At 57.9% G+C, this 26,239-nt stretch carries 21 protein-coding genes; 8 read left to right on the plus strand and 13 right to left on the minus strand.

The genetic code is table 11. The annotated features are described in order from the left end of the window. Window positions 1–610: 610 nt before the first annotated feature. The 10 genes from I6F20_RS35880 to noeE form a co-directional block, all read right to left on the minus strand. The gene (locus I6F20_RS35880; RefSeq protein ID WP_225130881.1) at window positions 611–1,948 is read right to left on the minus strand and encodes a glutamine synthetase; all 1,338 of its coding nucleotides are present in this window, start codon (window positions 1,946–1,948) and stop codon (window positions 611–613) included. Beyond that, window positions 1,948–3,234, minus strand: a complete 1,287-nt coding sequence (locus I6F20_RS35885) for an ATP-grasp domain-containing protein (protein WP_225130883.1) — start codon at window positions 3,232–3,234, stop codon at window positions 1,948–1,950. The genes I6F20_RS35880 and I6F20_RS35885 overlap by 1 nt, the downstream gene beginning before the upstream one ends. Further along, complete coding sequence (locus tag I6F20_RS35890; RefSeq protein ID WP_225130885.1) at window positions 3,231–4,133, minus strand: EamA family transporter; 903 nt, start codon at window positions 4,131–4,133, stop codon at window positions 3,231–3,233. Before I6F20_RS35890 ends, I6F20_RS35885 begins: the two co-directional genes overlap by 4 nt. Window positions 4,134–4,262: 129 nt before the next feature. Continuing rightward, window positions 4,263–5,048, minus strand: coding sequence for a gamma-glutamyl-gamma-aminobutyrate hydrolase family protein (locus I6F20_RS35895; protein WP_225130887.1), 786 nt, complete (start codon window positions 5,046–5,048; stop codon window positions 4,263–4,265). 29 nt (window positions 5,049–5,077) lie between these two features. Further along, window positions 5,078–6,136 carry a dhydrorhizobitoxine desaturase gene (rtxC, locus tag I6F20_RS35900; protein WP_225130889.1) on the minus strand — a complete coding sequence of 353 codons (1,059 nt, stop codon included), beginning with the start codon at window positions 6,134–6,136 and terminating at the stop codon, window positions 5,078–5,080. 31 nt (window positions 6,137–6,167) lie between these two features. Then, window positions 6,168–8,579: a 2-aminoethylphosphonate--pyruvate transaminase gene (locus I6F20_RS35905; RefSeq protein ID WP_249782088.1), complete on the minus strand. Its 2,412-nt coding sequence runs from the start codon at window positions 8,577–8,579 to the stop codon at window positions 6,168–6,170. Window positions 8,580–9,927: 1,348 nt separating this feature from the next. Further along, window positions 9,928–10,386, minus strand: a complete 459-nt coding sequence (locus I6F20_RS35910; protein WP_225130893.1) for a hypothetical protein — start codon at window positions 10,384–10,386, stop codon at window positions 9,928–9,930. A 476-nt stretch (window positions 10,387–10,862) separates the two neighbouring features. Further along, window positions 10,863–12,746, minus strand: coding sequence for a sulfate adenylyltransferase subunit CysN (cysN, locus tag I6F20_RS35915; RefSeq protein WP_225130895.1), 1,884 nt, complete (start codon window positions 12,744–12,746; stop codon window positions 10,863–10,865). Next, window positions 12,746–13,711, minus strand: coding sequence for a sulfate adenylyltransferase subunit CysD (gene cysD, locus I6F20_RS35920; RefSeq protein WP_225131002.1), 966 nt, complete (start codon window positions 13,709–13,711; stop codon window positions 12,746–12,748). Before cysD ends, cysN begins: the two co-directional genes overlap by 1 nt. A 210-nt stretch (window positions 13,712–13,921) precedes the next feature. Beyond that, window positions 13,922–15,076: a nodulation protein NoeE gene (noeE, locus tag I6F20_RS35925; RefSeq protein ID WP_225130896.1), complete on the minus strand. Its 1,155-nt coding sequence runs from the start codon at window positions 15,074–15,076 to the stop codon at window positions 13,922–13,924. Window positions 15,077–15,879: 803 nt separating this feature from the next. Between noeE and I6F20_RS35930 the strand changes: the two genes are divergently transcribed. Beyond that, window positions 15,880–16,209, plus strand: coding sequence for a MarR family transcriptional regulator (locus tag I6F20_RS35930; protein WP_345944124.1), 330 nt, complete (start codon window positions 15,880–15,882; stop codon window positions 16,207–16,209). 286 nt (window positions 16,210–16,495) lie between these two features. Then, entirely contained in the window at window positions 16,496–17,695 is a 1,200-nt protein-coding gene (locus tag I6F20_RS35935; RefSeq protein WP_225130900.1) for an IS256 family transposase, read from the plus strand. Between the two features lie 757 nt (window positions 17,696–18,452). Here the strand turns inward: I6F20_RS35935 and I6F20_RS35940 are convergent. Both I6F20_RS35940 and I6F20_RS35945 read right to left on the minus strand, forming a co-directional pair. Next, the gene (locus I6F20_RS35940; RefSeq protein ID WP_225130902.1) at window positions 18,453–18,638 is read right to left on the minus strand and encodes a hypothetical protein; all 186 of its coding nucleotides are present in this window, start codon (window positions 18,636–18,638) and stop codon (window positions 18,453–18,455) included. A 656-nt stretch (window positions 18,639–19,294) separates the two neighbouring features. Further along, complete coding sequence (locus I6F20_RS35945) at window positions 19,295–19,627, minus strand: hypothetical protein (RefSeq protein ID WP_225130904.1); 333 nt, start codon at window positions 19,625–19,627, stop codon at window positions 19,295–19,297. 111 nt (window positions 19,628–19,738) lie between these two features. Here I6F20_RS35945 and I6F20_RS35950 point away from each other — a divergent pair, with 111 nt between their 5' ends. Beyond that, entirely contained in the window at window positions 19,739–20,068 is a 330-nt protein-coding gene (locus tag I6F20_RS35950; RefSeq protein ID WP_225130906.1) for a hypothetical protein, read from the plus strand. Between the two features lie 433 nt (window positions 20,069–20,501). Here the strand turns inward: I6F20_RS35950 and I6F20_RS35955 are convergent, their stop codons facing one another. Next, a complete protein-coding gene (locus I6F20_RS35955; protein WP_225130907.1) occupies window positions 20,502–20,720 on the minus strand; it encodes a hypothetical protein in 219 nt (72 codons plus the stop codon). A 906-nt stretch (window positions 20,721–21,626) separates the two neighbouring features. Between I6F20_RS35955 and I6F20_RS35960 the strand changes: the two genes are divergently transcribed. The 5 genes from I6F20_RS35960 (at window position 21,627) to I6F20_RS35975 (ending at window position 25,355) form a co-directional block, all read left to right on the plus strand. After that, a complete protein-coding gene (locus I6F20_RS35960) occupies window positions 21,627–21,965 on the plus strand; it encodes a hypothetical protein (protein WP_225130909.1) in 339 nt (112 codons plus the stop codon). Window positions 21,966–22,202: 237 nt separating this feature from the next. Next, the gene (locus I6F20_RS35965) at window positions 22,203–22,445 is read left to right on the plus strand and encodes a hypothetical protein (RefSeq protein WP_225130911.1); all 243 of its coding nucleotides are present in this window, start codon (window positions 22,203–22,205) and stop codon (window positions 22,443–22,445) included. A 123-nt stretch (window positions 22,446–22,568) separates the two neighbouring features. Continuing rightward, on the plus strand, window positions 22,569–22,697 hold the full coding sequence (locus tag I6F20_RS38105) for a hypothetical protein (protein WP_275945328.1): 129 nt from the start codon (window positions 22,569–22,571) through the stop codon (window positions 22,695–22,697). 449 nt (window positions 22,698–23,146) lie between these two features. Then, window positions 23,147–23,749 carry a response regulator FixJ gene (gene fixJ, locus I6F20_RS35970; RefSeq protein ID WP_225130913.1) on the plus strand — a complete coding sequence of 201 codons (603 nt, stop codon included), beginning with the start codon at window positions 23,147–23,149 and terminating at the stop codon, window positions 23,747–23,749. Between the two features lie 1,006 nt (window positions 23,750–24,755). Then, window positions 24,756–25,355 (plus strand): hemerythrin domain-containing protein, encoded by a 600-nt coding sequence (locus tag I6F20_RS35975; RefSeq protein ID WP_225130916.1) that lies wholly within the window; start codon window positions 24,756–24,758, stop codon window positions 25,353–25,355. Window positions 25,356–26,239: the final 884 nt, after the last annotated feature.

Below are 26,239 nucleotides of genomic sequence, written 5' to 3' on the forward strand. Positions count from 1 at the left end.
CCGCAGCTTCACTCGGCAAAGTTGGCCGAGGGTGATGAATGAGTTGAACGTCGTTGGGGCCTTTCGGTCCCAAGATGGCCGTGTAGCGTTCGCCGCCATCGCTCTCTCATGAACTTAATGGACCCAAGGTGACTGGGACCTCTTCCCTGATGGGATTTCAGAGCGCCGCGCCAAGAGTATAAGTCAGCACCGATCAACGCCAGCCTCGTTGTGGCCGGCGGCGGCTAAGCCATCGTCTGGTCGCGCTGCCCCCATTAATGGTGAGCCTCGCGTCCTGCGTGGCTCTGCGGCTCGGCTACAGCGTCGCGCATCACGGGCCTCTTCGGCTCGTGCTCTGAGCATAATCGACCATGCCTTCCCGCTTGAAGAAGTCGAGAACGTCTTCATTGATGCGAATGGAAATGGTGTTGTTCGTTGCTAGAACGGAGCAATCGCGGTTGCTGCCATAGAGCAGATAATAGCAGACCTCCTCACCGTTCCCAAGGTCCTCACTTAACGAGTAACGCACACTTGCTCTGTATGAAGCTCAACATCAGCGGCACAGACAGCCGCGATGGTCGCGCCGGCACCGGCCAACGGAAGGAGGTTCAGAACTAGCGAAGAGCTCAAGCTAAATGATCTCGAAGTATCTCCGACGTTCAAAGTCGGTGACCCGATGTTGAACGGATTCCCACTCCCAACGGCGCGAGCAAGCGAACGCTTCAACAAACCTTTCTCCGAAGACATCACTGGCCGCTGCAGACTCTGCAAACCGAGATGTTGCCTCTGATAGGCTTTGAGGCAGCCTCGCGGACGGACGACACATTTCCAGGCTTGCATCACCGACGATCGAAGCCGGTAGTTCCGGACCTGTCTCGACGCCCAATATTCCTGAACCAATCGCACATGCGAGCGCGAGATACGGGTTCACGTCTGCGCCAGGCAGCCTATATTCCAGGCGATGCGCAGATGGCTCTCCCGGAATGGCGCGAACCGCGCAGGAGCGGTTGTCAAGGCCCCAGCTTGGACAGATTGGTGCCCAGCAGCCAGGTACCAATCTCTTGTAGCTGTTGACGTTCGGCGCAGCGAGCACACAGAACTCATTCATGTATTCTAGTTGTCCGGCGATGAATTGCCTCATAAGATCGGAGACGTTGCCTAACGCATCACCGTCGTAGAATACATTTTTACTATCCGAGGACATCGAGATGTGAATATGGCCGGACTGGCCGGGCCATTTCTCGGAAACCTTGGCCATGAATGTAGCCATCATGCCTCGCGTTTGCGCCCAGGCTTTTATCATCGACTTGAATATGATTGCTCGATCGGCGGCTTCCAGCGCATCACAATGACGAAGTGACGCTTCGACAACGGCAGGTCCCGTTTCAAAGTGTAGTCCGCTGAGAGGTATTCTAGCCTTCTCACAAATCGCCAAGATCTCATCGAACAGCTCATGTTGTGCGACAGAGCGCGCAATCGAGTAGCCGAACGGGCCGCGCGTTAAAGGAGCCCATTCGCCGAACGGCTTGTCTTCAATCGTGTCTGCGTTCTCCTTAAACAGCATAAATTCAAACTCGAACCCGGCAGTGCAGTCGTATCCGTGGTCAGCAGTCCTTCGCAGGACCTTACGCAGAACACCGCGCGGACAGATGTTCTCATGTGCGCCCGCGAACTCCGCGAGATAGAGATATTGATCGCCGAGATGAGACACCGAACGGCCGGTGCCTGACAAAATCCGCAGGTCAGCATCTCCGAACGCCGATAGCGGCTTTTGCGTGAAACTGGCCGGAATGACCCGGTCCGTACAATCCCACGCCAGCACCGCTTCAGAGAACTTGATAACTTTATCTTCACCCGCGAGATCTTCACCTAAGACGTGTTTGCCTCGCAGAACGCCATCGAAGTCGCTTAAGCCGACCATCGCCGCGCGGGCTGGATTCGCTCCGGTCAACCTGGGATCAGTTGGCATCAGTCGCGATCCTGCATCACCAAATCGAACACCTGGTCCATCCGCATTGCTCGCAACTTGCGATAGTCATTCTCAAGCTGAGTCAAGTCGCTATTCACGAGATAAACGATGCCTGGTGTCGACACTAAGTCGATCGTGGGAACTAGCTCTTGACCAATCGGGACGAATGCAATGGCATCCGCGAAGCTCGGGAGCTTGCGGATTGCTTCGAGTCCCGGGTAACCGGCAACGACACCGCTCATATCTGAGATCAGCGAGACGCAAAGTGCGTGAGCCTGCCGCTTGTAGGGCCCGCGCAGCCTCATATATTCACCAAAGCCCTTGGGATCTGCGTAACGCCAGGCCGTCAAGGTCATATGGTTGTGCCCCAACGCCATCGTTCGTGCTTTTGCCGACATGGTCCCTTGAAGCCTCGCTCCGAAGTCCACCAGAACCGGTCCCCGATGATCGACGATGATCTCAGCATGAGCCGGTCCGTCGACGATCTGTAGTGCCTGCAACGCACGCACCAAGTAGTCGGACAGTTCCTGAACGATTGGTTCGTTGCCCCCCAACAATCTCTCAAGTGAGCAGACCGATGATGCCCTCTCAATCGGAACCGTGTCATAGGTCCACGCCTCCGTAACGAAGGCTTCCCCTTCGATCGAGACGGCATTTACGGTATATTGCTGGCCGTTTATTTTTTCTTGCCCAAGGGCAAAACGATTCAACGCTCCGACACGGTTCGTCTTCCCGACAATTGCGCTCACAGCCCGCTGAATATCAGCGTCTGTCGAGCAAAAGAATACATCCTCGGTACCCGTACTGTTCAGCGGCTTGATCACGATCTGATCGAACTTCGCTTCACGCTTCCAGCTCGCGATCTCTACAGGACTGTCGGACACGACTTGTCTGATCGATCGCACGCCTGCAAAGGTCAGCGCGCAAGACAATCGCGCTTTGTCACGCCGAGCAGCGGATAGCGCAGTCCCATTTGATGGTAAGCCAAGCCGCTCCGACAGAGAATCGGCGAGTTCAACTCCGGTCTCGCAGCCCGCGACAACGAACTCCAATTCCCGGCCATGGAGAGCCTGAAGATGATAATCAACGATGTCGTCATATCCCATGCGCTCGGTGGGGCGAATGACTTCATCATAAAGATCCGCATTGAAATGCGATTGGAATATGGACGGAATCTGTGCAGCCGACATCACATGCACCGTTCCAATTCCATAGCGCTTGAATTCTTCCGGTAGGTATCGGCCGGTAGAATATGCGTCTACGATTACACAACTCCGTTCTTTCATGCGGATCTCCGATACTGCAAGTAGATGTTTCCGACAGCGACAGCCGTAATGAGAGCATTTCCTATGAACGTATGTAACGAAGGCACGATGCGAGAATCGAAGTACTGGAACAGGAAGGTGATGATAGGGGCGGTGGACAGGACCATGTTGACGGTGAAGGGCTCTACCCGGCGAATGCCCTGCTGGATCAAGAGCAAAGGAACAATGATCGTCGACAGCCCAATTGCCGCGATCGCAAACCAATGCTGCGAGATCTCAGGCACGATAGATGAATGGTCGACCAGTCCCAGCAGCAAGAGAATCGTTCCATAAAAGCGATGCGCCAGGACTTGTCGGCCAGAAAACCCACGATCGAACAGCAGTTTGACAAGTATATTTGTAAGGGCCAGCGATAGGCCGGCCACGATCGCCAAGACGATGCCGAAGGACGATCGAGCCCCCCACTCCACGCCTGCGTTGCCGCTGGCCGAGATCCAAATCATGTAACTCCCGATCGTTGCGATCGTAACGCTCACGACAATATCGGATGCTGGAGGGGCACCCTGGCGCCTGATCAGTGCGTTTAACCACACTGTTGCGGTGGGCCCCAGCGCCACCATGAAGGCGATGACGATCGCAGGTTCAGCGTATTTCAGTCCGATAAATAGGCCGATCCAGCTGATTGCTGTCACGACATTGAGCGCGACGAAGACGAGGAGCGACCATTTCGCCACCGTTGCCTCGCGTCCTTCCTGGCGAGCCAGGAGATTGAACATCAGACAAACCACAGCGAAGGTCAGCAGGAGCGCGACGAACACATCCGCTTGCTGAAAATACGACGCCGCATAAACCTCGCCTGCCGCGCTCACGACGACATAAAGCGCCACAAATAGGACTCCCAGAACGAAGCGATTCGCCAATCCTCCAGTCTTCCTGTGCCCGCGAGGCGGCGCACGGCCCTCGCAGGACCGGACGCGTGCTTCGGCTCCGAGGGAGTGTCCTTTCGACGTGCACGGACCACGTTTGGTTTGAAATGTCACAACCTGCCTCTAGTTCTTCTTAGTTCGGTAGTACCCAACACACGCCTCTCCAAATGCCTTGAACAGTTGCTTGCTGAGGAGATCGGTTGAGACGTGCCATTCGGGGTGCCATTGCACACCGATTTGGAGCGTCGGGGCGCCAATGACCGAAGCCGCCTCGACCAAACCGTCAGGCGCCCACGCCTCGCGCCTCAGCGCCGGGGCAAGCGCCTCGATGCCTTGATTGTGCAGCGAGTTGACTTGCGCTTCGATCGTCCGCGCGATTGGAAAGAGCGCGCCATCGGAGCATATCCTGACGGTGTGCGCGGCGTCGTACTGACGGTCTCTTGGACGATCTGGCTTCTCGGCATGCATCGCGCCACTTTCCGGCTTCCACTCCGCAAGCGATGAGCGGAGCGTGCCGCCGAAATAGACGTTGAGTTCCTGAAGCCCACGGCAGATGCCCAGAATAGGCATTCCGAGCGCGATGGCGCTCTCTATAGTTACGGCAGAGAGCCTGTCCCGCGGACGGTCAAGGATCCCAAGCTCAACGTCCTGCCGATCAGCCTGCGTCAAGGACGCAGGCGCTCTCAGGACGGCGGGGTCGATGTTCGATTCATCACCTGTCAACACTAAGCCGTCGAGCCGGCGCATGATCGCCGGGGCGATCTCCTCCCTCGCATCTTCGGCGTCGATCGTCGGCAATATGACGCAAGCCACTCCCGCATGACGATGGAGTGCCTGCAAGTACTTGCGCCGCAACCAGTCGCGATGCACACCATCGACCAGAAGACGGTTCGAAGTGACGCCGACCACGGCTCGGGTGCTCTCTGGCCGTAGAAACGTCACGCGAGCTGCCCTCGCGCGCGAACCTCGGCAACGGCCTGCTCATACAAGCGTCGATTTCGCTCTTTTAACTGACCTATGACGCTAGGTTGACCTTGAGGTCCCTTGACAAAGAGACCACCCCAGGTCGCGGCAACCTTCGCATAGTTCGGATCCTGCATTCGGATTTTCTGAGCTTTGCGCAACAGCCAAAACGGGATGCCCGGCGAAAGATGATGCTCAAGGTGGTACTCATCCAGATTCTGTCCGAGGATGGCTCGTTCGAGGAAGTTTCCTTTCCGATTCCTGGTGAGATAGACGTTCTGCGTCTCGGTTTCGCACATAGGTGAGTGCTCGGCTAGCTCGATAAACCATCCGAGGACCTGAAACGTGGTGAGATAGGGCACGATCCAAAACAGGACGACGATATGGAGCAGCCCAACAGCATATGACCCGGCCAGGATGCTGATCCAGAAGAGATAGAAGCCATACTTGTCGATAAGTATGCCTGAGCGGCTCTGCTCCTCGACATCTGTGATCGAAAATCGATTGGCCCAAAGATACTTCAGATACGCTACTGTCGCGCCGCCGAAGATCGGCTTCCAGATCATGTTGAAAGCGTACCGCTCCGGAGGCTGCACGTTGTAAACGCCGCTGGCCAGAAAGAACTTCAGGTCGGGATCCTTGTCCGGATCTCCGAGATAGGGATGATGCAAATAGACGTGCGAGATCCGGTAGGCCCAGTGGCGCTGGAACAAGGGATAGGAAGCGAACAGAATGCCCAGGACGTAGTTCCAGGTCGTGTTCTTCGCGAGCGTGCGGTGAGCCGCATCATGAGCAATGGTTGTCAATCCGCGCTGATAGGCGCCAATCAGAAGGACGGCCAGCGGGTAGAGCCACCATGAGACCGACACAGTCGCGAGCGTACACGCTGTGATGACAGCGTAATCTTTGGCAATATAAGCCGCTCCCGTTATGTTGTCGGGCCTGAGCTCGGAGAGCTGCTTATTGATTTCTCGGCTGAATTGAACGGCCTCATAGCGTGATGACCTCAATTTCCAAGCGTCTGCCTGATTCATGAGAACCTCCTCCTGATCGCCTTGCAGGTTGTCAGATTGCGGAAAGCGCCTTGTCCAGATCGCGCAGGATGTCGTTGACATCTTCGATGCCGACGCAAAGCCGGATCGAGCCGCCAAATATGCCGGCGGCTTCGCGCTTTTCCCGCGGGACGGTGGTGTGGGTCGTCGAGACAGGATGGGTCACGAGCGTGCGGGCATCGCCTACATTCGAAACGTGATACATCAAGTCGACGTTCTGGATGAACTTGCGCCCGGCTTGTTCGTCCTCCACCTCGAACATGACCATCGCCCCGTGTCCGTATGCAGCATTGAGTGTCTGTTCAACGGTTTCCCGATCGGCGCCTTCGAAGAGCCCGGGGTAGAAGACACGGCGCACTTTTGGATGCTCCTTGAGAACGTCGGCCACGATCCTGGCATTCGCGCAGTGCTGCTTCATGCGAAGTGGCAGCGTTTCAAGCCCTTGGATCAGTTGAAAGCTCGCAAACGGGGCGATGGCTGCGCCGGTATCGCGCAACCAGGTCATGCGAGCCTTGAGAAGAAACTCGCTCCTTCCAAGATCGTCGACATCGCGCACCGCATTATGCCAAACAACTCCGCCATGCGCATCGTCGGGACGGTTGAACAAGGGAAAGCGAGAGGCTCCCCGGTAGCTAAACTCGCCGTTGTCAACGATCAGTCCACCGAGCGTCGTACCGTGGCCGCATATATATTTCGTTGCGGAGTACGTCGTAATAGCAGCGCCGAGATCTGACGGCCGGCATACCAGTGGCGTCGTCGTATTGTCCACGACCAAAGGCACGCCGTACTTTCGGCCGATCTCGGCCAGCTGTTTGACGGGGAGCGGAATCAGACAAGGATTCGAAATCACCTCTCCGAACAGGCATATCGTGCGATCATCAATGGCACGTTCAAATGTCTCGGGCTTTCGAGGATCGGCCGTCCTCACGCTGATCCCAAGACGCTTTAATGTGTTGTGGAGCAGGTTCCAGGTATTGCCATATAGATACGGAGAGGCGACGACATTGTCCCCCACTTCGCCACTTGACAGGTTGACGATCGCAAGGAACGTCGCTGCTTGACCTGACGCAACGGCGAGCGAGTCGCTCCCCATATCGACGGCGGCGTAGCGCCTTTCCAGCGCGCGGGTCGTTGGATTGATGATCCTTGTGTAGGTGAACCCATCGGCCTTGACGTTGTAGACGTCAGCGATGTGGTTGAGATCGCCATCGAGTTCATAAGCCGTATTCTGGTAAATCGGCACTGCGACGGCTTTCGTCGCCGGGTCTCGCCGATAGCCCGCATGCAGAACAGCAGTCTCGGCCGAAAACGGCAGCCGCGGGTCCCCAGCCACTCGAGCCGGCATCTTTATGCGAGCCCCGCATGCCTCTTGGCCCGACATCGGCTTTGCTAACCGAGCCTGACCGGACCGGAAATATGTACGAAAAGCGCACCCCAACTGCTCGATCCAGCTGGATTGGATTTCCCCAATGCAACCGACGCGAAAACTCCGCGTGGCAAGATGCAGCTTTGAGTAGATGTAAAGGTTGTGGGCCGCCAAGTGGCGATAAAGCCCATCGAATCCTGCCTGGTCCACGATTCCCGACGGCGCACTGAACGCGACGCAGACCGGCGACTGCAAGTCCGCGGACAGCAGCGGAGACACCAGTCCTTCGAGTTCCTTGACGAGATCGTCCCTGACCTTTTCGTACCTGCAGCGTCTGGCATCGATGCCCTCCTCGTGCAGAATCTTCAGGGCCTTTGTCGTTGCCTGAACGATGTGGGTGGGAGGGGTCGACCGCCACTCACCGGTGCGCTCGAGCGAGAGCCATTGATCTCTCACGTCGAGGACAAACGACCTCGGTTCTTGAACCGCATTCTCCAGCAGCTCGCGGGACGCGATGACAAACGCCACTCCCGGCGGCCCTTCTATGCACTTGTTGCTCGACGTGACCAGGACGTCAGGTCCACGCTGGCTCAGGTCGATATTAAGGCCGCCGAAGGAACTCATCCCATCGACGATGGTCTTTACGCCACGTCTTCTCGCCTCCTCCACGATCGCGTCCAGCGGATTGACGATTCCGGTTGTCGTCTCACAATGCACGAAGCACAGGTGCGTAACGCCAGGATTTCGGCTCAGATGCTCGCCAATTTCTTGAGGATCCAAAGGATCGGTCGCTCGCTTCACAAGCTTCAGTGCTTCGACGCCCCACAGCCGCAAGATTTGCAAAATACGCTCGCCATAGATGCCGTTTATGCAAACGAGCGGCCTGTGGGCTCGGGACACAAATGAAGAGAGAGCGGCCTCCATCGCAAAGGAGCCCCCTCCCTGAATAGGCACGACCGAATAGTCGTCAGCATTTCCCAGCAAGTTGAGCATCAGCCGCCTCATGCAGGCGGTCACTTCCTTGAACTCGCAATCGCGCGATGCGAGATCAAGCTGCATCTGGCTCCTGACCGCCAGCGATAACGACAATGGACCAGGCGTCAGCAAAGAGCGCTGTCTTATCAAACCATTCCTCCTCAAGTTGTATTCTTCAATAGACCTGGAGTACGCCCACCCCACCAGGGAGCCCCTGTGGCGAGTGTCGACTTCCTCCGTTCAACAGCTTCGGGTCAGATGCCCATAGATTGCGGGCGCGCTTCGCGTCTGTGTCCGAAACCCTGCCGGATGACAACCTCCACATCTCATCGCAGATGCAGAGCGATCTTTCACAAAGCTGCTCACCGATACCATTCATCACCTCCAAGATATTGGCCTTGCGACCGCGCCCTCGAACGCAACCGGCGGCGACGCGCGCTGTCATCTAGCCATCACGCATGCGCAGGCGTGAGCGCGGTCGCCTTCTTGCGTCGCGAAGCGGCAGGTCGACCGACCGACTTACGTGCGAACCTGCGTCATTCAGGCAAACCTGACATTAGGAAAGCGATGCAGCCGGATCATCGCGCCGGGATGCAGATTAAGGCATGGCACACTTGATGACGTCGCAGGCAGCGGGAGTCTGATGCATGGGCTTGAGACTTGATGCATTCGCACTTCGTAGCTCGTTGGAGGTTTGGGACGCTGATGACTGTCGCTGTCCATTTCGAGATCGTACAACTTGACGTTAGGGGCGTTTCAACCCTCTCCGGGGATTTTCTCGTGAGATTTTTTTCCTGACGTACTCCCATCTGGCGGCGACAAGCCGACGTAGGCAGCGGAGTGCGGAGGTTCACAGCGAGCTGAAGTATTTTGAGAGTTCGACATCAGGACATTCGGCATTCCGCCTGCGGCCGCATACCAGCAGGTAAGGATGGCCAGCCTTTCCGTTCACGTATTCCTCGCCATACCGCAGATGGAGGTACCGAGCTTCTCCGCCATGCCGCCGAGATCCTCCTGGATAGCTGGCACCTGGAAAGTGTACGCCTCGTCGCACATGACCGCCGCTGTCAGGTGTCGTTGCGCTGAATGAAGCGCCCTTGGCAGGCTGTGGTCGAATCCGGCTTGAAGGTAATCTGAGCGACCTTGCGATTGCTGTCGCTTTAGCAACGAACAGTTCGACCTTTCGGCGAGGCGCCGTGACGCAGAACCTGTCGTCCTGCTTTGCTAGGACCAGGTCGACTCGACTCCAGATGAGTGGCACGTGTCCCTCTGTGAGCGCGATCGTTAGGCTGGCAGCATCTCTCGGGCCTGCACTCCGCTTCGTGGCGAGAAAGTCTCACGAACGATCATCGCCGTGGCGAGCGTGCCGCGGTTGACGGGCTGGTCCAAATCGTAAGGCCCAAAGTGAAAGGAGTTCCATCGCGTCCAACACTCAATGGAGCGCAAGTACCTCGGCGGTAAGGCGCTCTGATTCGACGGATCGCATCTCGCAGCCGTTCTGCTCGCGTTGGCCCCTCTGCAGCGCCTGCTCGTTGATGGCGAGCTCGCGTTCGACGCGGTCTACCGCGCGGTCGAACAGGTTGACGGTTGACCAGAGCAGATCATCAAGAGATCGTCCTTGTCGCTTGCCATGGATGAGCTCCCTTGCCTTTTCGGCCGCGCCATGGCCGCCTTCATGACGATCAACGACGGCAGGCGGTACGGAGCAGAACCCGAAGCGCGGAAGTCCGTAGCGCAGCACGGGATGGCTAAGGTTCGCGGCTGCTTTGTCTCGCAATGCCAAGGCGCGGGTGTAGGCAGGCGTTGTCCGCCGTCGAGCGGCGGGCCACCGAAGCAAGCTTGCCGAAAGCCGGCATGGCCGCGACAGGAGGGAGTCGTGGTCGACTGCCAAATTCGGGTCCTGAAAACAAGTGCCCGCTCGCCGGATGCGGCCAAGCCCGGAAACCGAGGCCCCTCATACTGCGCGAGAGATCGAAGCCGGCCGAGACGCTGTCCGGCTCGGCTTTAACGGGAGCTCGGCGTGTCGCTGGCCGTACGCGCAGCAAGAAGCGCCAAGCGAAAAGTCAACTTACTGGAAGTCGGACTTCCTCTCTGGACTTTGTTGTCACATCGTAGATTCTGATCTGGAGCATGGGACGGCGTTTCTTGAGCTCCTCCGCTCCCGCCCATGCTCCATCTCTGCTCGCGTACTCGGTTTTGAGTTGGCCATCCACTTCGAGCACATAACCGGAAGCGGGCAATCGACGAGTGGGTGCGACCATTTTGTTCCTTTAGAGCCAAAAGTCCGATCGCAGGCTCGCCAGAGCTGGATCGCCTTGGCCGGCTTGCGGGATATCGTGCGAATCGATGGTGCGACGCGAGGGACCTCTAACCATCAAGAATTGACCGCGCCATCAAGACATCCACTACCGCTTCCGCTGAATGCTCTAGGGTCTGCTCCATGGTCCTGAGATGAACCTCCGGTGTCGTTGGTGCTTCGTAGCACGAATCGATCCCGGTGAAGTTCTTGATCTTGCCGGATCTCACCTTTGAATACAGGCCTTTTGGGTCTCGCCGCGCGCATTCCTCGAGCGGCGTATCGACAAAGACTTCTATGAACTCATCCTTGCCAACCAGGCTGCGCACCCTGTCCCGTTCGGCCCTAGTGGGCGAGATGAACGAGCAGATCACGATCAAGCCGCTGTCCGCCATCAACTTGGCAACTTCGCCGACACGCCGGATGTTCGCCACGCGATCCGTCTCCGAGAAACCGAGGTCCGCGTTCAATCCGTGCCGGAGGTTGTCGCCATCCAGCAGCATGGTATGCCGCGACATCGCAAACAGCTTTTGATCAACAAGGTTGGCAATCGTCGACTTTCCCGCGCCAGACAAGCCAGTGAACCAGATGACGCAAGGCTTCTGATTCTTGAGCGCGGCGCGCTCCCTCCTGTCCACGGATAGCGCTTGCCTAGCAATATTGGTGGCCCGCCGTAGCGGAAAGGCAATCATGCCGGCCCCGACCGTACGATTCGTGTAACGATCGATGACGATAAATGATCCGGTCTTTCGATTGAGGTCGTAAGGATCGAATACGGCGGGCGTTGCGGTCACAACATCGCAGAAGGCGATCTCGTTGAGGGAAAGCGTCCCGGCGGCCAGATGCTCACAAGTGTTGACGTCGATTCGATGCCTAATTGTGGTAATGCTGCCAGAAATCGTCTGCGATCCAATCCGCAGGACGTAATTGCGTCCGGGAGCGAGCGGCTCCTTGTCCATCCAGATCACATAAGCAGCAAGCTGGTCGGCCACCTTCGGTCGGTCGTCCGGTCGCGACAGAATGTCGCCACGACTGATATCGATTTCGTCTTCCAGTGTAATGGTAACCGCATCCCCGGCTTCGGCGGCGACGAGGTCACCATCGTGGGTCACGATCCGCTTGACGCGCGTGGTCCGCCCCGACGCAGCGACAACGATCTCGTCTCCTGTCGAGATCCTCCCGGAAGCCACCGACCCGGCATAGCCCCGAAAATCCGGGTTTGGCCGGTTTACCCATTGGACCGGAAAGCGGAAAGCCTGGCTTGCGGTGCCGGACTGGATGTCAATGCTCTCCAAATGCTCGAGCAGGCAGGGACCATGATACCAGTTGGCATGAGCGGAGCGGTCCACGACGTTGTCGCCGTAGCGGGCCGAGATCGGGATCGGAACAATCGAGGTGAAGCTGAGACCGGCGGCAAAGGCCAGATAGTCACGGGCGATCCGATCGAAGCACTCCTTGTTATATGCCACAAGATCGATCTTGTTCACTGCCAGCACGACATGGCGAATACCGAGCAGCGAGCAGATAAAGGAGTGGCGGCGGGTCTGAACCATCACGCCTTTGCGGGCATCGATCAGGATGATGGCGAGCTGGGCATGCGAGGCGCCGGTAGCCATATTGCGGGTATACTGCTCGTGGCCGGGAGTGTCGGCCACCATGAAGGAGCGCCGCGGCGTCGTGAAGAAGCGGTAGGCGACATCGATTGTGATGCCCTGCTCCCGTTCGGCCTCCAGCCCGTCCACGAGCAGCGCGAAGTCGATGTCATTGCCGGTGCTACCATGCTTGATGCTGTCGCGTTCCAGCGCCGTGAGCTGATCGTGGTAGATCATCTTGCTGTCGTGCAGCAATCGGCCGATCAGCGTCGATTTGCCGTCGTCCACCGAGCCACATGTGATGAATCGCAGCTGATCCTTCGTCCTGGCCGGGACCAGTTCTGTTGCCGGATTCGTAAACATCAAAAGTAGCCTTCCCGCTTCTTCTTCTCCATTGAAGCGGCTTCGTCGGCATCAATTAGGCGTCCCTGGCGCTCCGACACAGTCGTAGTCTGCATTTCCGCGACGATATCTTCGATCGTCGTCGCATCGGATTCAATAGCTCCGCTCAAAGGATAACATCCAAGCGTGCGAAAGCGGATCATGCGCATTTCCGGCGTCTCGTCGCCGTTAAGCGGCAATCGCTGGTCATCGACCATGATCATCGCACCATTTCGACGCACTATCGGTCTTTGGTTCGCGAAGTAGAGCGGAACCACCGGAATCTTCTCGAGCATGATGTATTCCCACACCTCGAGCTCGGTCCAGTTTGACATCGCAAACACGCGCATGGTTTCGCCCTGGCGGATCCGTGTGTTGAACAGGTTCCAGAGCTCCGGCCGCTGATTACGGGGGTCCCATACGTGTCCGGCCGAACGGAAGGAGAGTATCCGTTCTTTTGCGCGACTCTTTTCCTCATCGCGCCGCGCTCCGCCAAAGGCAGCATCAAATCCGTGGAGGTCGAGCGCCTGCTTCAGCGCGTCGGTCTTCATCACCTGGGTATGGAGCGCGGAGCCGGAATCGATCGGATTGATCCCGCGCGCGAGGCCCTCCTTGTTGACATGGACGATCAGGTCGAGGCCGAGCCGCCTGGCTGTCGCGTCCCGGAAGCTGATCATCTCGCGGAACTTCCAGGTCGTGTCAACGTGAAGCAGGGGAAACGGCAATTTTGCCGGATAGAACGCCTTGATTGCAATGTGCAGCATTACGCTTGAGTCTTTTCCGATCGAGTAAAGCATGACCGGCCTTTTGAACTCGGCGACCACATCACGCATGATTTCAATCGATTCAGCTTCGAGGCGGCGCAGATGTTTCGGTAGCATGTGCCTTCTTTTCGATGCAGGATCTCTGTTCTTCGCCGTTCTATGGCTCCAGCCTAGAGTGGGAATATCCGCGGCGGAAACGGCTGGCCAAGACGCATGGCTCGTCGATGAGCTCAAGCCCCACTGGAGAGGAGACTTGCAGACGCGGGAGCATATCGCATTCCGCCGCTGGTGCGGTCGGCGCCTGGGTCACACCTGATCGGGAGATCAGCTCGTGCGGGTTAAGGATAATGGCTAAATCAGCCAGCGTGTTTTATTCGCAAGCATTCAGATCCGTTAGCGGATATTGAGGATCCGCTCAAGCCGCGCGACTTCGCCTCGCAGCATCTCGATAGCCGCTTCGCTGTTGCGAATGCCATCCAGCCCCGCAGCTCGATCAGCTTCTGACGCCAACAGCGTCTGTTGCAACTGGGCAGCCATCGTGTGGACCGGCTCTCCAGCGTGAGGTGGGCCGGATAATGCTCCCGCCTTGGAGCTTCGCAAATCCCACCAGGTTCGGAATACCTGACGATAAGGTTCAGTTACCTCCCCTCCCCTATCCAGGACTCCGGCTTGCTGTGCATGTACCAGTTCCTGCTCATATCCGAGTTCTAGCAGAAGCTCGGCGCCGACCAGATCGGTCACGGTTTGCATCTCTTCGACGCTCAATTGAGATTGCCATGCCTTGACAGAGCTTTGGTCGACGGCGTTTCGTTCCAAGATTTTTCGGTCTCCGAAGCTACTCGATCGAAGATAATCTGCTTGTCTCATCCCCGCCGATGCGACGGCCGCTGGATCACAGCCGAGGCCCCTCAACAGACGCCGGATTTCCTCGTCCGGATGCGCCACGAACAGTTCGTATTGCACGAACTGTGTGCGCGGGCGAGTGCGGTGGGCGGCGAGCTTGGGAAGGCCCAGAACCAAATCGGCGAGTGACGTTATGATGCCGTCGGGCAGACGGAGCATGAGATCGACGAGACTGGAGACGCTGACCGGATGCGAGCTTTCTGCCCGCAGTGGGACCCCCCACGTCGATTTCAGTGAAGCCGCGATGGCATAGGGATTGCGCATCAGAAGGATGTGTGGCGCCTCTGGATAGACAGATTCAAGAAACTCAAGCGCCGTCCAATAGCGTGGTGTCTTGTCTAGGATGATGCGCTTGCCCGCTTGTGCCAGATACTGATCATAGGCTGCATCGGCAAAAGCGCGGCTAGGGATCGTGCTATCTATCCGACCCAAGAATTCAGAGGTCGCGGCCTCAATCAGCGAGCCACCCGCCGGATGGCGCTGATCCACCCTGCCAAATGCTTCAACCGCCAGCATCAACCAGGGTTCAGGCGGAGCCACAATGTCTGGATGGTGCTGCAGCAAATGCGCCAGGAGTGTCGTCCCGGATCGTGGAAGACCGAGGAGAAAGCACACCGCAGGCGAACGGCCAAAACATCCGCTCATCGTTCAGACGCCTCGTCCTTGAAAAGCGAACCCTGTCGGCGCTCGCTCGATTGATCGACAGAAAGCCAGCCGCAAAGCGCTAAAACGACCAGAATTTTGTCTGCCACTCATGACTTGAGAACCGTTCAGTTCGATCGATCGGCTGGATACAGAAAGACACCGCAATCGCGTCCTCGATTACTCGACAGTTGAAACGAAGTCACGAGCCAGCTCAACTACACGAAGATTGATTGCGGATATGGGAAGGTTGGAACGAACTATACAGACGTTTGCCGAAGACCGCCAAGGCACATGGGAAGGTTATTACGTATAATCACAGCTCCCTGTTGCTGAGGTATTGAAGACGTAAATGCGACATGCAACCTCGCTGATGCTCGGCATACACCAAAGAAGTTCGGCAAAAGAGCGGACGGCTCGGCGAGCTCGGCAAAGAAGCAGACCATGTCGCGGACATCTCACGTGGCAAGGTGCAGCAATCTTGTCAGCGCGCATCGCTGCCGACGCAAGCGTGAATGCTGCCCTTGGTCCGCCAAGACACTCCATAGTCCGGCCAGCCTGTTGTTCGCCAGCCTATCCTTCCGAGTTATACCAAGTAATTGATTTTCCTGCTCTTGGAGAGTTGCCCCTCCCTTAATCGGCGCAAGGAGACTTGTAAACGATGGAACCTGACTTAAGATGCCTCCGGATCTACCTGATCCAGCAAGCGCGCTTGGCCGCATCTCTACTGACGGAGACGAGCTTGTCCGGTCATTTATGTGGGAGATCAGATCGATTCGTGCGTCGAAGAACTTGCCAAATTAAATGTGCTGGGCATCACTCGGCCACGGTGGACGATCCTGATGGCTGTGAACTATTTGGGCAAAGAAATGCGTGTACCGGTCAACCTGGTGTCACGATTGATGCTCGTCGACCCCTCCTTCGTGACAACCCACTCAAAGCTGCTAGAGAAAAACGGTTTGCTGCGGCATAAGTCCTCCGCAGACGATGCCCGGATCGGGCAGATGTCGCTGACGGCCAAAACGCGCAAGCATCTCCGACTTTGGAGCCACGACAGGCAGCCCTGGTTGAGCTCGCTTTTGATGAAAGCGGCGTTGACCGATCAAGCGAGTTCATTGCCAAGGCTGCTACAGTGAGGCTTCGCCTGGAAAGGGCCCGCTCTGGCGTTCAGAAGATCAAACGCACGACTGTCAGAAATGGAGCTCGCTAACATGAGTCTCCCATCCTTCGAATATGTTTTGAAGCAGCGCGGTCGAAGGTGGTTGGGTCGTGTCCCCAGTGATGGTGTAGCTCGGTAGAGCAAAGCCGTCCGCACGCGCGCCCTCCCATAGCGCCGTAGCGGGCGGGCGGCTTTGCGGTGGTCACCGGCAGTTCGCCGGTAGGGTCGGGTTGCTGACACCAACCTGATTCGAGGAACCACCGATGACCGATGAGATGATGAACCTCCGCACGCTCGTGGAGAAGACCCCTGATGCGGATCTGCTGCGCGAGATGATCGGCTTTGCTGCCCAGCGCCTGATGGAGCTGGAAGTGGAAGGCCAGACCGGGGCCGCCTACGGCGAGAAGAGCCCCGAGCGTCTGGCGCAGCGCAACGGCTACCGCGACCGGACCTGGGAGACCCGCGCCGGCACGGTCGAGCTGCGCATTCCCAAGCTGCGCAAGGGCTCCTACTTCCCCGGCTTTCTGGAGCCGCGCCGGATGGCCGAGAAGGCGCTCACCGCCGTGGTGCAGGAAGCTTATGTGCAGGGCGTCTCGACCCGCTCGGTCGACGATCTGGTGCAGGCGATGGGCATGAGCGGCATCTCCAAGAGCCAGGTCTCGCGGCTGTGCGCGGAGATCGATGACAAGGTGAAGGCGTTCCTCGCTCGCCCGATCGAGGGCGATTGGCCGTATCTGTGGATCGACGCCACCTACGTGAAGGTGCGCCAGCAGGGGCGCATCGTGTCGGTCGCGGTGATCGTCGCGGTCGGCGTCAACAGCGACGGCCGGCGCGAAGTTCTCGGCATGGACATTGGTCCCTCGGAGGCCGAGACATTCTGGACGGCGTTCCTGCGCAAGCTCGCCCGCCGCGGCCTGCGCGGCGTCAAGCTGGTCGTCTCCGACGCCCACGAGGGCATCAAGGCGACTGTCGCCAAGGTGCTCAACGCCACCTGGCAGCGCTGCCGCGTGCACTTCATGCGCAACGCGCTGGCCCATGCCGGCAAAAGCGGACGGCGTGTCGTCTCCGCCTTCATCGCCACTGCGTTTGCCCAGGATGATGCCGAGGCCGCACGAGCGCAATGGCGGAAGGTCGCCGATCAGCTCCGCCCCAAGCTACCCAAGCTCGCCGGCTTCCTCGACGAGGCCGAGACCGATGTGCTGGCCTACATGACGTTCCCGCCGCAGCACCGCACCAAGCTGCACTCGACCAACCCGATCGAGCGCCTCAACGGCGAGATCAAGCGCCGGACCGAGGTCGTCGGCATCTTCCCCAATGAGGAGGCCATCGTCCGCCTCATCGGCGCGATCCTGCTCGAACAGAACGATGAATGGGCCGTCCAGCGCGCCCGTTACATGACGCTGGAAACCATCGCGCCGTTGAGTAATGATCCAACCGTCAGCCTCCCGGCCATCGCCAGCTGACCAGTCCGGCTCTTGCCGGCGAACGCGGTGTCCCACCGCCAGTTACACCACGCTCAGGGACACGATCAGGTGGTTGTGGTCCGTTCACAACGCCGAGGGCGCTCAGGTGATGACGGGTTCAGGATGTAACCGCCGCGCCGCCACCTATCAAGCTAACAGAGCGCTTTTTCAATTGCTGTTGAGCGCGCCATATTGCCTCGGAGCTCGAGCTAGCCAACAGGCTCGGCGAGGTTCGCTTACGCCCAAACTTTAGTCTGGCACGAGCTTCGAGGATGCCCCATTCGCGAGTTGTTTCCATTTCGCTAAAGCGATCAGCCGATGTGTTCGGCCCAGCGCGGCCAAGACTGCCTCGCCGAAGCTGAAGAAGCTGCTGGCCGAACGGATGCTAGATTCGGCCCCTACAGGAGTTCCTCTGAGACTGGTCAGCTTCTCGAACTAACGCGCCAAGGACTGGGCGTAGTGGCACCATCGCATGCGTTCCGGGGCCGAGTGTCTTGGGGTTTTATCTTCGAGACAGGGCTATGGCTAAGACTATCTCTTCACTCGCGATCATACATCGCAAGCGGCTGTCGAAACCGCCTTCCAAGAAACTTGATCAAAGCGCTGGAGCACGTTCCGCGACATTGAAGGCATCCAGTACGTGCCTGAAAACTTCTCTCAGCGCGGGTCGGCCACGCTAATGTGCGACAAAGTCTGTATGGCCAAAGAGGGCGGCCCGCGAGCCGCCCTACCGGCCACTAGCCAGCGTTGCTCACAATTACCGCTGATGTCCGAGTCCGATTCCGAGATTTAAGGCCTTCTGGCGTAGCGCACCTTCGCTGCGTTTGGTCATTTTTGCTATTTTTATGACCGGGGTCCGAGCCTTCGAATGGACTTTGAGCTCTTTGATATCTGCCTTCGTCCACTCGCGCCGCTTAACGCGTTTCTTGGTTGCTTTTTTCACGATGAATGCTCCTTCTGAGAGGAGCGCCTGTAACACATTTTTTTCGGAGCGACGACCGTAAAAAAGAGGCACTCATCGGAACTCGCGCCAGCGTATAAGTTCGGTCATGCTTTCTGCCCATAGTGTTTCGAAGAAAGGGTCAGCGGAGATAGCCGCCTTGGCTACGTTTGTGACGAGGTCTCAACTGCCGTCTCCGACCGATTTGAGGTCAAACTACGTCGGTGGTAACCGCGCCGTTGGACATCTTGGCGAATGGCATCGCTCACTAAACGCACCGCCCGCTTCTTTCGCTTCCAATTGCCGTCCAACCCCGCGGGGATCGCAATGCCTCGCGGAACGACCAAAAGATCGCGCCTTCCGTTCAAATAAACATCAAACATGTCGTCCCTCGTCAGGCACGAGCGTAGATCGCGGGTTCATACATTTGGTGACATCGAAGCAACAGTCGCGATTAAGAACTCTACGCGAGTTTTCTCCGGATGTTGCCGCACTTGAGGGTGCATGGCGCAATCCCGCTTCTCCTTCAGGTGCTCCGCATCGCCGAGAACACAGGAGGCTTCTCACGCCTTATTGTCGCTAACGTATCCACTTATCGGGGCTTCGTCAGATCGACACGATAATGACCATCCGCGTTTTTAAGAATATTGCCGCCCTTGTCACGAATATACGCCCGAGCAGGTGGAGCGCACTCTTTTGTGTTGAGCGTCTGGATGCAACACGCCTTGCCCTTTGAGACTGATTTCCCTTATCCAGCGGCCACCTCGCCGTCGCTGAGGCGAATCTGATCGGACCGAGTTGTAGTTCGGCCGAACTTTGATCTCCGCCGGGGGTAGTCGCGCCGGCGGTTCATAGCGGCGATTGAGGACGACGACGGCGGCGGCGGCCAGGCTGGCGACGAAAGCCAGCAATACGCAGAACGTAAACGCCGGATCGTGTCCCATCGCTGCGGCAAAGAAGAAGACGTAGGCAGAAACAGCGAATATAGACATAAGGGCTGCTTCACTATGTCGTGGACTTCGAGGCGGCGATGGGCTTGTCCTGTATCGGCCTTCTTTGAATGCGGGCATGCTCAGGAGTCAAGATCTTCGGTGAGGAACTGATTGAGCGAGATGATCGCGAAAGAGCAGCCGGAGGATATCTCACGACCGATCGCGCCGGGTCTGTTCGTTCGGGCAGTCTTTGAGCGGACTTGCATGGTGTTGGCTCTCGAGGTCGGCGGCGCAGCGGACTTTGGTCTGACACAGGCCACACACGCGTTGCAGATCGCAGTCTCGATTGCGGCAGCAAGCGCATTCTCGGAAACACCGCCAAGTGCGAGGCGCTTGCTCAAGAGTTCAGGAGAGCCCGGTCTTTGCGCCATGGTTCGAAAGGCGGATACGGACAGACTAAGGTCACGTGCGATCGCATCGATGTCCTGCGAGCTCAACTAAGCCGGTTCGGATGTCTGGGACAGGCCCGCGCGTAACCGGCTGAGGAGATGTCTAAACCGTCAAGGATATGTGTGCAGATTGGACAACCAAGCCTAACCCTTCGAAACAGCCATAGCTGCCGGAGGCAGACTTGTTTTTGACATTGGATCAAACAAGACCGACTTGTGGGAGCAGGTCCTTCGATCCGGATGGCCCTGCCGGTACGATGCTTGGCGGAGCGCTGCAGACCCCATTGAACGGCAGGCGGCAAACCGTCCAGCGAGGTCCGCTTAGGTGTGGTGAGACAACAGGGTGCCCGCCGAATTGACGAAAGCATCACCAGTTGTTCTCTCGAATCGACGGTCGACACGACCCTGTCCGGGATCACGCTTAGATTACAGATTGACCCCACAACTCAATTCGCAGACTTCTCGCCAAACTCAAGCTAACCAGCCTATGCCGGCGGCAATGCAGGCGGGGTTCGAAGCTCGATCACATCGGCGAAGACTGTCCAATCGCGGACACTCTTTTGCTTGCAGAAATCGGTCTCCGCCTGCTGTGCAGCAGCACTTAGCGAGGCGGCATCGATCTTAAACGCTGCCTGACAGGCACGATGTTCGTGACCGGTATCGTCACAAACGGTCTTAATGAACCGAACGTTAAATGAAGGCATGGCCCCCTCTTCTTGTGGGTTTGCTTATCCACCATCCTGCCATTGGCGCCTCAAGAGTATTTGATCTGCCTCAAGCAGCACCCCCAAGAGGTTTGGTTGTCCGCTGCTCCGTCGAGATAAAGTCGAGACTTTGGCAGCGCGGCCCGCGCGCTCCTGTTGTCCCGCAAGCCGCGCTATCTCTATCTGTCTAGCTTTGCAGATCGCACTCTGTTTGAGCCGAGGGACAGCGTCTTCTGGTCTGCTCAAGCCCTCGACCAACAAATTGGGGTGACGATGAATTGGGGAATGTCTCGAAGAGAGGATCGAGAGCAGCATGCGCCGTCACGCCCGAGATGCCGGCTATTGATCTCTATCGATCGCGATCTCGGGGGAGCGTTACAATTTTGCACCTTGAACTCCCATACTCAACCGCTGGCAATATGGAGGCTCGAGACGCCGCGAACCTTACACGCGATATTTGGTGGTCTCACGAGGCATTGCCGCAAACACCAGGTCATTGCGCCAATGACCGGGCAGAGGCATTTCTGAGGCGTGCCGGCGGCCAGGACTATCGACGGCGAGACTACGCGCACGTGATCGCGGGCCAATGAGGCGAACCGCCCCGACCTTCTGACGGTCCGCCCTGCCGCCCCGACAGCAAAGCCGATGATCAGGCTTGTCGCAGCCAACGTTTGATAAGGCCAAGATTCCGGACTTCAGCGCCAAAGATTATCTGGGATCAGCGCCGGCAAGGCTGCCGACAATGCGAAGCGAGCGATCAATTGACTATCTGCTTGCTGGCTATCGCAGCATTGAGGACAGATGCTGTCGTGGCCCATCGCGAGGGATGCGCCTCAAATCAACTCGGCTACACGCTGGCGTGTTGCAGACCAACGCGGGACCCTGGCGGATCGCCCGAGTTGAGACATGTCGCCTGCCAACGCGGGCCTGTCGGGCTCGCAGCAGCCGCTCGAGCTTGGCCGTTTTGGACGCGCATCAGCTCTTTTTGACCTGTATCAATTCTGCGGCGACTGCCTACTGATAGAAGTGAGCTTCCAGTCCAAGGTCACACACATGGCAGACAGAAAGACTTGGCGCCCCATCATCTTTTCATGTCCAGATACCGGCGACCGAGTTCAAGGACTGCTGCCGGACGCACCCGAACCGCGTGCCGATGACCTGCACAGAATAACCTGCGCTGCGTGCGATGGCGTCCACTTCATCGACCTGCGGACGGGCGCGATGATCAGCGCCGAGCGCAACTAGGCCCATCCGAATGGTGTCAAGAAAATTCCCGCGCCTTCCCGTTCTCGATTGGGGATGCCGCTCCGCTCGTAAGGGCGCGGCTGACGTCATCACAACCCAACGCCCCGCGCTGACGTCGTGGGACAAGGAGATTTTCACCAACGGAGGATGTTTCGGCATGACAGACTACGGCGACATTTGTCGCGGCGCCGGCCAGATCGTCGCAGCGCAGTCCAGTTTAACTTCTGCAGAACAGCGATGAATACCAACCGCCGCGGGCTTGAGCTGATTCAGATCGATTCGACCGAAGCCCGGGAGTTGTTTCGCAGCGCCAATCCTAATATTTCGGTTAGCGAGCGGATCATGTCCCGGCACGATAGGTTCAACGGCGCCACGGCCGATAAAATCCCGGCCGCGGCCGACCCCATCGAGAGCACGCGCCGCCTAGGTTATACCGAGTTGAGCCTGTTCGCGCGGCACACCAAGCGATCTCGTCCGTAGTGTTCAGAAGGTTGCCTGAATTTGTCAGCCCGCAGCGATGAACTCCGTCCAGGATCTAGTGGCGACCTGACCTGGGAGCGGCTCGAAACTGCGCCGCCCTTTGATCGGGATCTGGAGATTGCCGTGATCGAGGGTAACACCATTCACCGGGTGGTCTTTCCTTGCCGCCGGATCTTCGACGGCTGGATTAAGGCAAAGACCGGAGAACGCGTCGCCGTGCAGCCGACGCACTGGCGCATCTGGCCCGGATAGCGGCGACCATCCTGCGCAATAGATTGGCGTGAGTTGAGGCCGGGACTGCCTCGGGGTGGCCTCTCGTGGTAAACAATTTAGAGTTGATCAATGAGAGGGCCTGCCAGAAACATGTCGGACCACATCAGGTACGGCTATGGGCCTGGCGCGGCAGACGCCGCGTTGGCTCTCGTGCTGCGACGGGCGTTAGTCCGCATCTTCAGGACCGCACGGGCACGATCATCTACCTTCCGGTCGTTTTTCCCGCTTTCGCCGCGGCCGCGGACTGGGGGAGCTTCGCTACCCTGCTCTGCATCAGCGACGGCCGGTTCCAGCCCATTGTCACGTCTAACACGCATGGCATGGGTGTGGGGCTATCGATCTGCTGGACGATCATCGAGCCACGAGGAATCCGGGCGGCGACAGGATCTTTCAGTTCACCGCGCGATTGCGGAGCTTAGTGAAGACACATGACTGGGCGGCGCATTCTCGTGATCGACGATGACGCCGCTATGCGGGACTCGCTCGCGTTTCTGCTTGATGTTAATGGTTTCTACGTAGCAACCTATGAGACGGCGACCGCGTTTCTCAATGACGTCGCAAGCGGTCCGGTTGACTGCATTGTGTCAGACATCTGTCTGCCGGCTATGAGCGGTCTCGAACTCGTCAGAAAAGTGAAAGCCGATCGCGCCGACTGCCCCGTCCTCTTAATAACTGGTCATGGCGACGTATCGCTCGCAGTGGAAGCGATGAAAGCGGGTGCGGTCGACTTCATCGAGAAGCCGTTCGAGGAGGAGGTGCTATTGCGTGCGATCAATAGTGCTTTGGAAGCGCGGCCAACAAAGCCAGCCGACGCAGCGAAACTGCAGGCGGAAGCCCGCCTCGCGGATCTCTCGTCCCGCGAACGCGACGTCCTGCAGGGACTATTAGCCGGCAAGATTAACAAAGTGATAGCCCATGATCTCGGCATCAGTCCGCGGACAGTCGAGGTTTACCGTGCGAACCTGATGGCCAAGACTAATGTCCGCAGCATGTCCGAGTTGATGCGGATCGCCATTACCGCGGGACTCTAGCAGCAGCGCAAAATAGCGTGAATGGCTTATTCATGCATCAAGCTGACGAACGGCAGGTTTCGCGCGCACCGAGCCGATCATGTTTTCGGTGACGCCTGCCGATGCAACACACCCAGGCCGGCCGTTGCGCCAGGTCAATATGTCACGCGAGCCGAGACCTATGATCCGGGCTAGACCCCAACTCGGTCCACATGCGTACTTATCGCATGATCATCAAGCACGTCACCACGCCAGCGTACATCGATCAGGATGCCGTCAACATCGGCCCCGTCACCTCCGCGGCCGACCGATGCTGACGAGGATCAAAGTCAAGGCGCCGAACAAGACTTCCTGCGGCGAGCCGAAAGTGGCGATGGACGACAACGTTTCGGCTGGCTGGAGCTCTTCAGGGGTACGGCAGTGCGCGGCCGACGAAGCCAGCATGCAGCTTCGTAATCCGATTTGAGCATGTTTGAGCAACCAAGTGACCGCGTCGCCCCATACACGCCCCGCTCATGGACTTACGTGTAAATACTTAGGGGCTTCTACCTAGGGAAAACATCCAAATTTCCAATTCGTCAGGAGCAGCCAATCTGCGTCGAATCGACGTTGGTAAGATAGGGTCCGCCATGCACGCCCAGGCCGCCAGTTCTAGCGAGACGAGACGCCATCCGACCAGCGTCTTGCGTGGGCGACCTCATCGTCGTGAACCATTTGGCATAATTCCGAGACCGAAGCGTCTCACTCCCAATAGCGAGATCTACCGCGAAGACCAGGCAGCCCAATACCTCTATCAGGTGGTTTCGTGCGCTGTGCGGTCGTGCTGCGTAACGACGGACTGCCCAGGAGCTTTGTGCAACACTTCAGCTAAGTTGATTTACGCCAGCTCAAATTGAAGCGCGCTACTTTTTGCGTCGAATGGCGCGGACAAATCGCAGCCCCGCGAAGGACACCGAATTCGGCTTGGGCAGTCTTGCAAATGGCAGAAATCGCTTCCAGCCTAGATTGTGCCTCCAGGAACACCGCAATGATCATCGATCTTCTGCTTCGAGAGCATCGCAACATTGATCTTCTTCTGGTCGCTCTTCAACGCGAATTGGAGATTTTTGAGAAGGGGATCCGGCCCGATTATGAGGTCATTCGCGCGATTATCAGCTATTTCGAGGTTTACCCCGAGGTGTACCATCATCCACAGGAAGACTTGATTTTTTTCAAGCTCAAGTCTCGCGATCCGGAGGCAGCTGCAATCGTCGGCGATCTCGCGCTTGAACACCAGGAAGTCGTCGACCGTTTGCACCACTTCGCGCGAGCTATTGACGCTATCCTCGCGGATCGTGACCTCTTTCGGCAAGACGTCGGCAATATCATACGCGACTTTATAGTACGCGAGCGGCACCACATGATGTGGGAAGAACGAGATTTCTTTCCCGCCGCTCTGAAGGCTCTCTCGGCTAAGGATTGGACCGAAATCGCTTCCGCCCTCACCAATGATGGAGATCCGCTGTTCAGCGAGACAGCGGCAGCGACTTCCGATGCGCTAAGAGCGCATATTCTGCAATTGGAGCAAGAAGCTGAGGCCGAACGGAGCTCGGTCGCGTTGTCGTCCGCCAAGGCCGGCAATCCGTGACACAGCGCCGAGACGGACGGGCCGTATTGACGCGGCCGTTTGACAGCAGGAAGTGGACCTCATGCTCATTCTGTCGAAAGAAAATGGGGGTGCTCGCGGGCACGTAGGCTGCCGCCCCCCCCCCAAAATGGCTTCTGCGCAACGTGATCGCTTCCTCGACCACCGGCGCAAACAGCATGGCGGAGCCTAGCTGAGCTCTGGTTCCGGCACCACAATGTAAACCTCGCAGGTCTGTCAGTTGCGCAGTGATATCGCGCGAAACGGACGCCTCTCGTGTCCGCCGACCGATGAGGACGGACGATTGCCGCCGCGCGGGTGCGGCGAAGCACCCACTCCTTGAGCCCCGCCCCATACGCTCTGAGACATCCGGCCGCAGCCGGTCCTACTCACTGCACGCGAATGCGAGGCACTGCCAGTCCCGGGTACGTTCAGCACCAACAGCAAGGCGCTGGACGTGGATCGCCACGACCAGTTCTGGCGCAATTGGATTTCAACAACCTATGGGGATCCGCATCGTAAATGATGCTCGTTCCTGACGCGTGACCGCTTCACGCGATCCTACATACGTGTATGCGGCGTGCAGCATGCCCTCCCATTGGCCTTGGAGCGGCCATAGGCATCGGCGACACTCCGTAATCAGGTCCAGAAACCTCTGTTTGAGATCTATGAGCGGACCATGCGGAGGGTGTCACGAGCTTGATGATGCCGCGGTGCCGATAGGGTGCTCCTCAGCGCCCAAGCCGAAACCCGACTATCGGGTGGAACCGGTCGACCAAGGACTGCCTTAAGCAAGGTTCAAATTTAGCAACCGCTTATGCATTGGATAAGCTTGCGAGATCCATGGAGCCGGGCTTACGTCGCCCTGATCGAACATAAGGCTCCAG

Origin of the sequence: Bradyrhizobium sp. IC3123 (genome assembly GCF_020193625.1) — a bacterium.
Taxonomy (GTDB): Bacteria; Pseudomonadota; Alphaproteobacteria; order Rhizobiales; family Xanthobacteraceae; genus Bradyrhizobium; species Bradyrhizobium yuanmingense.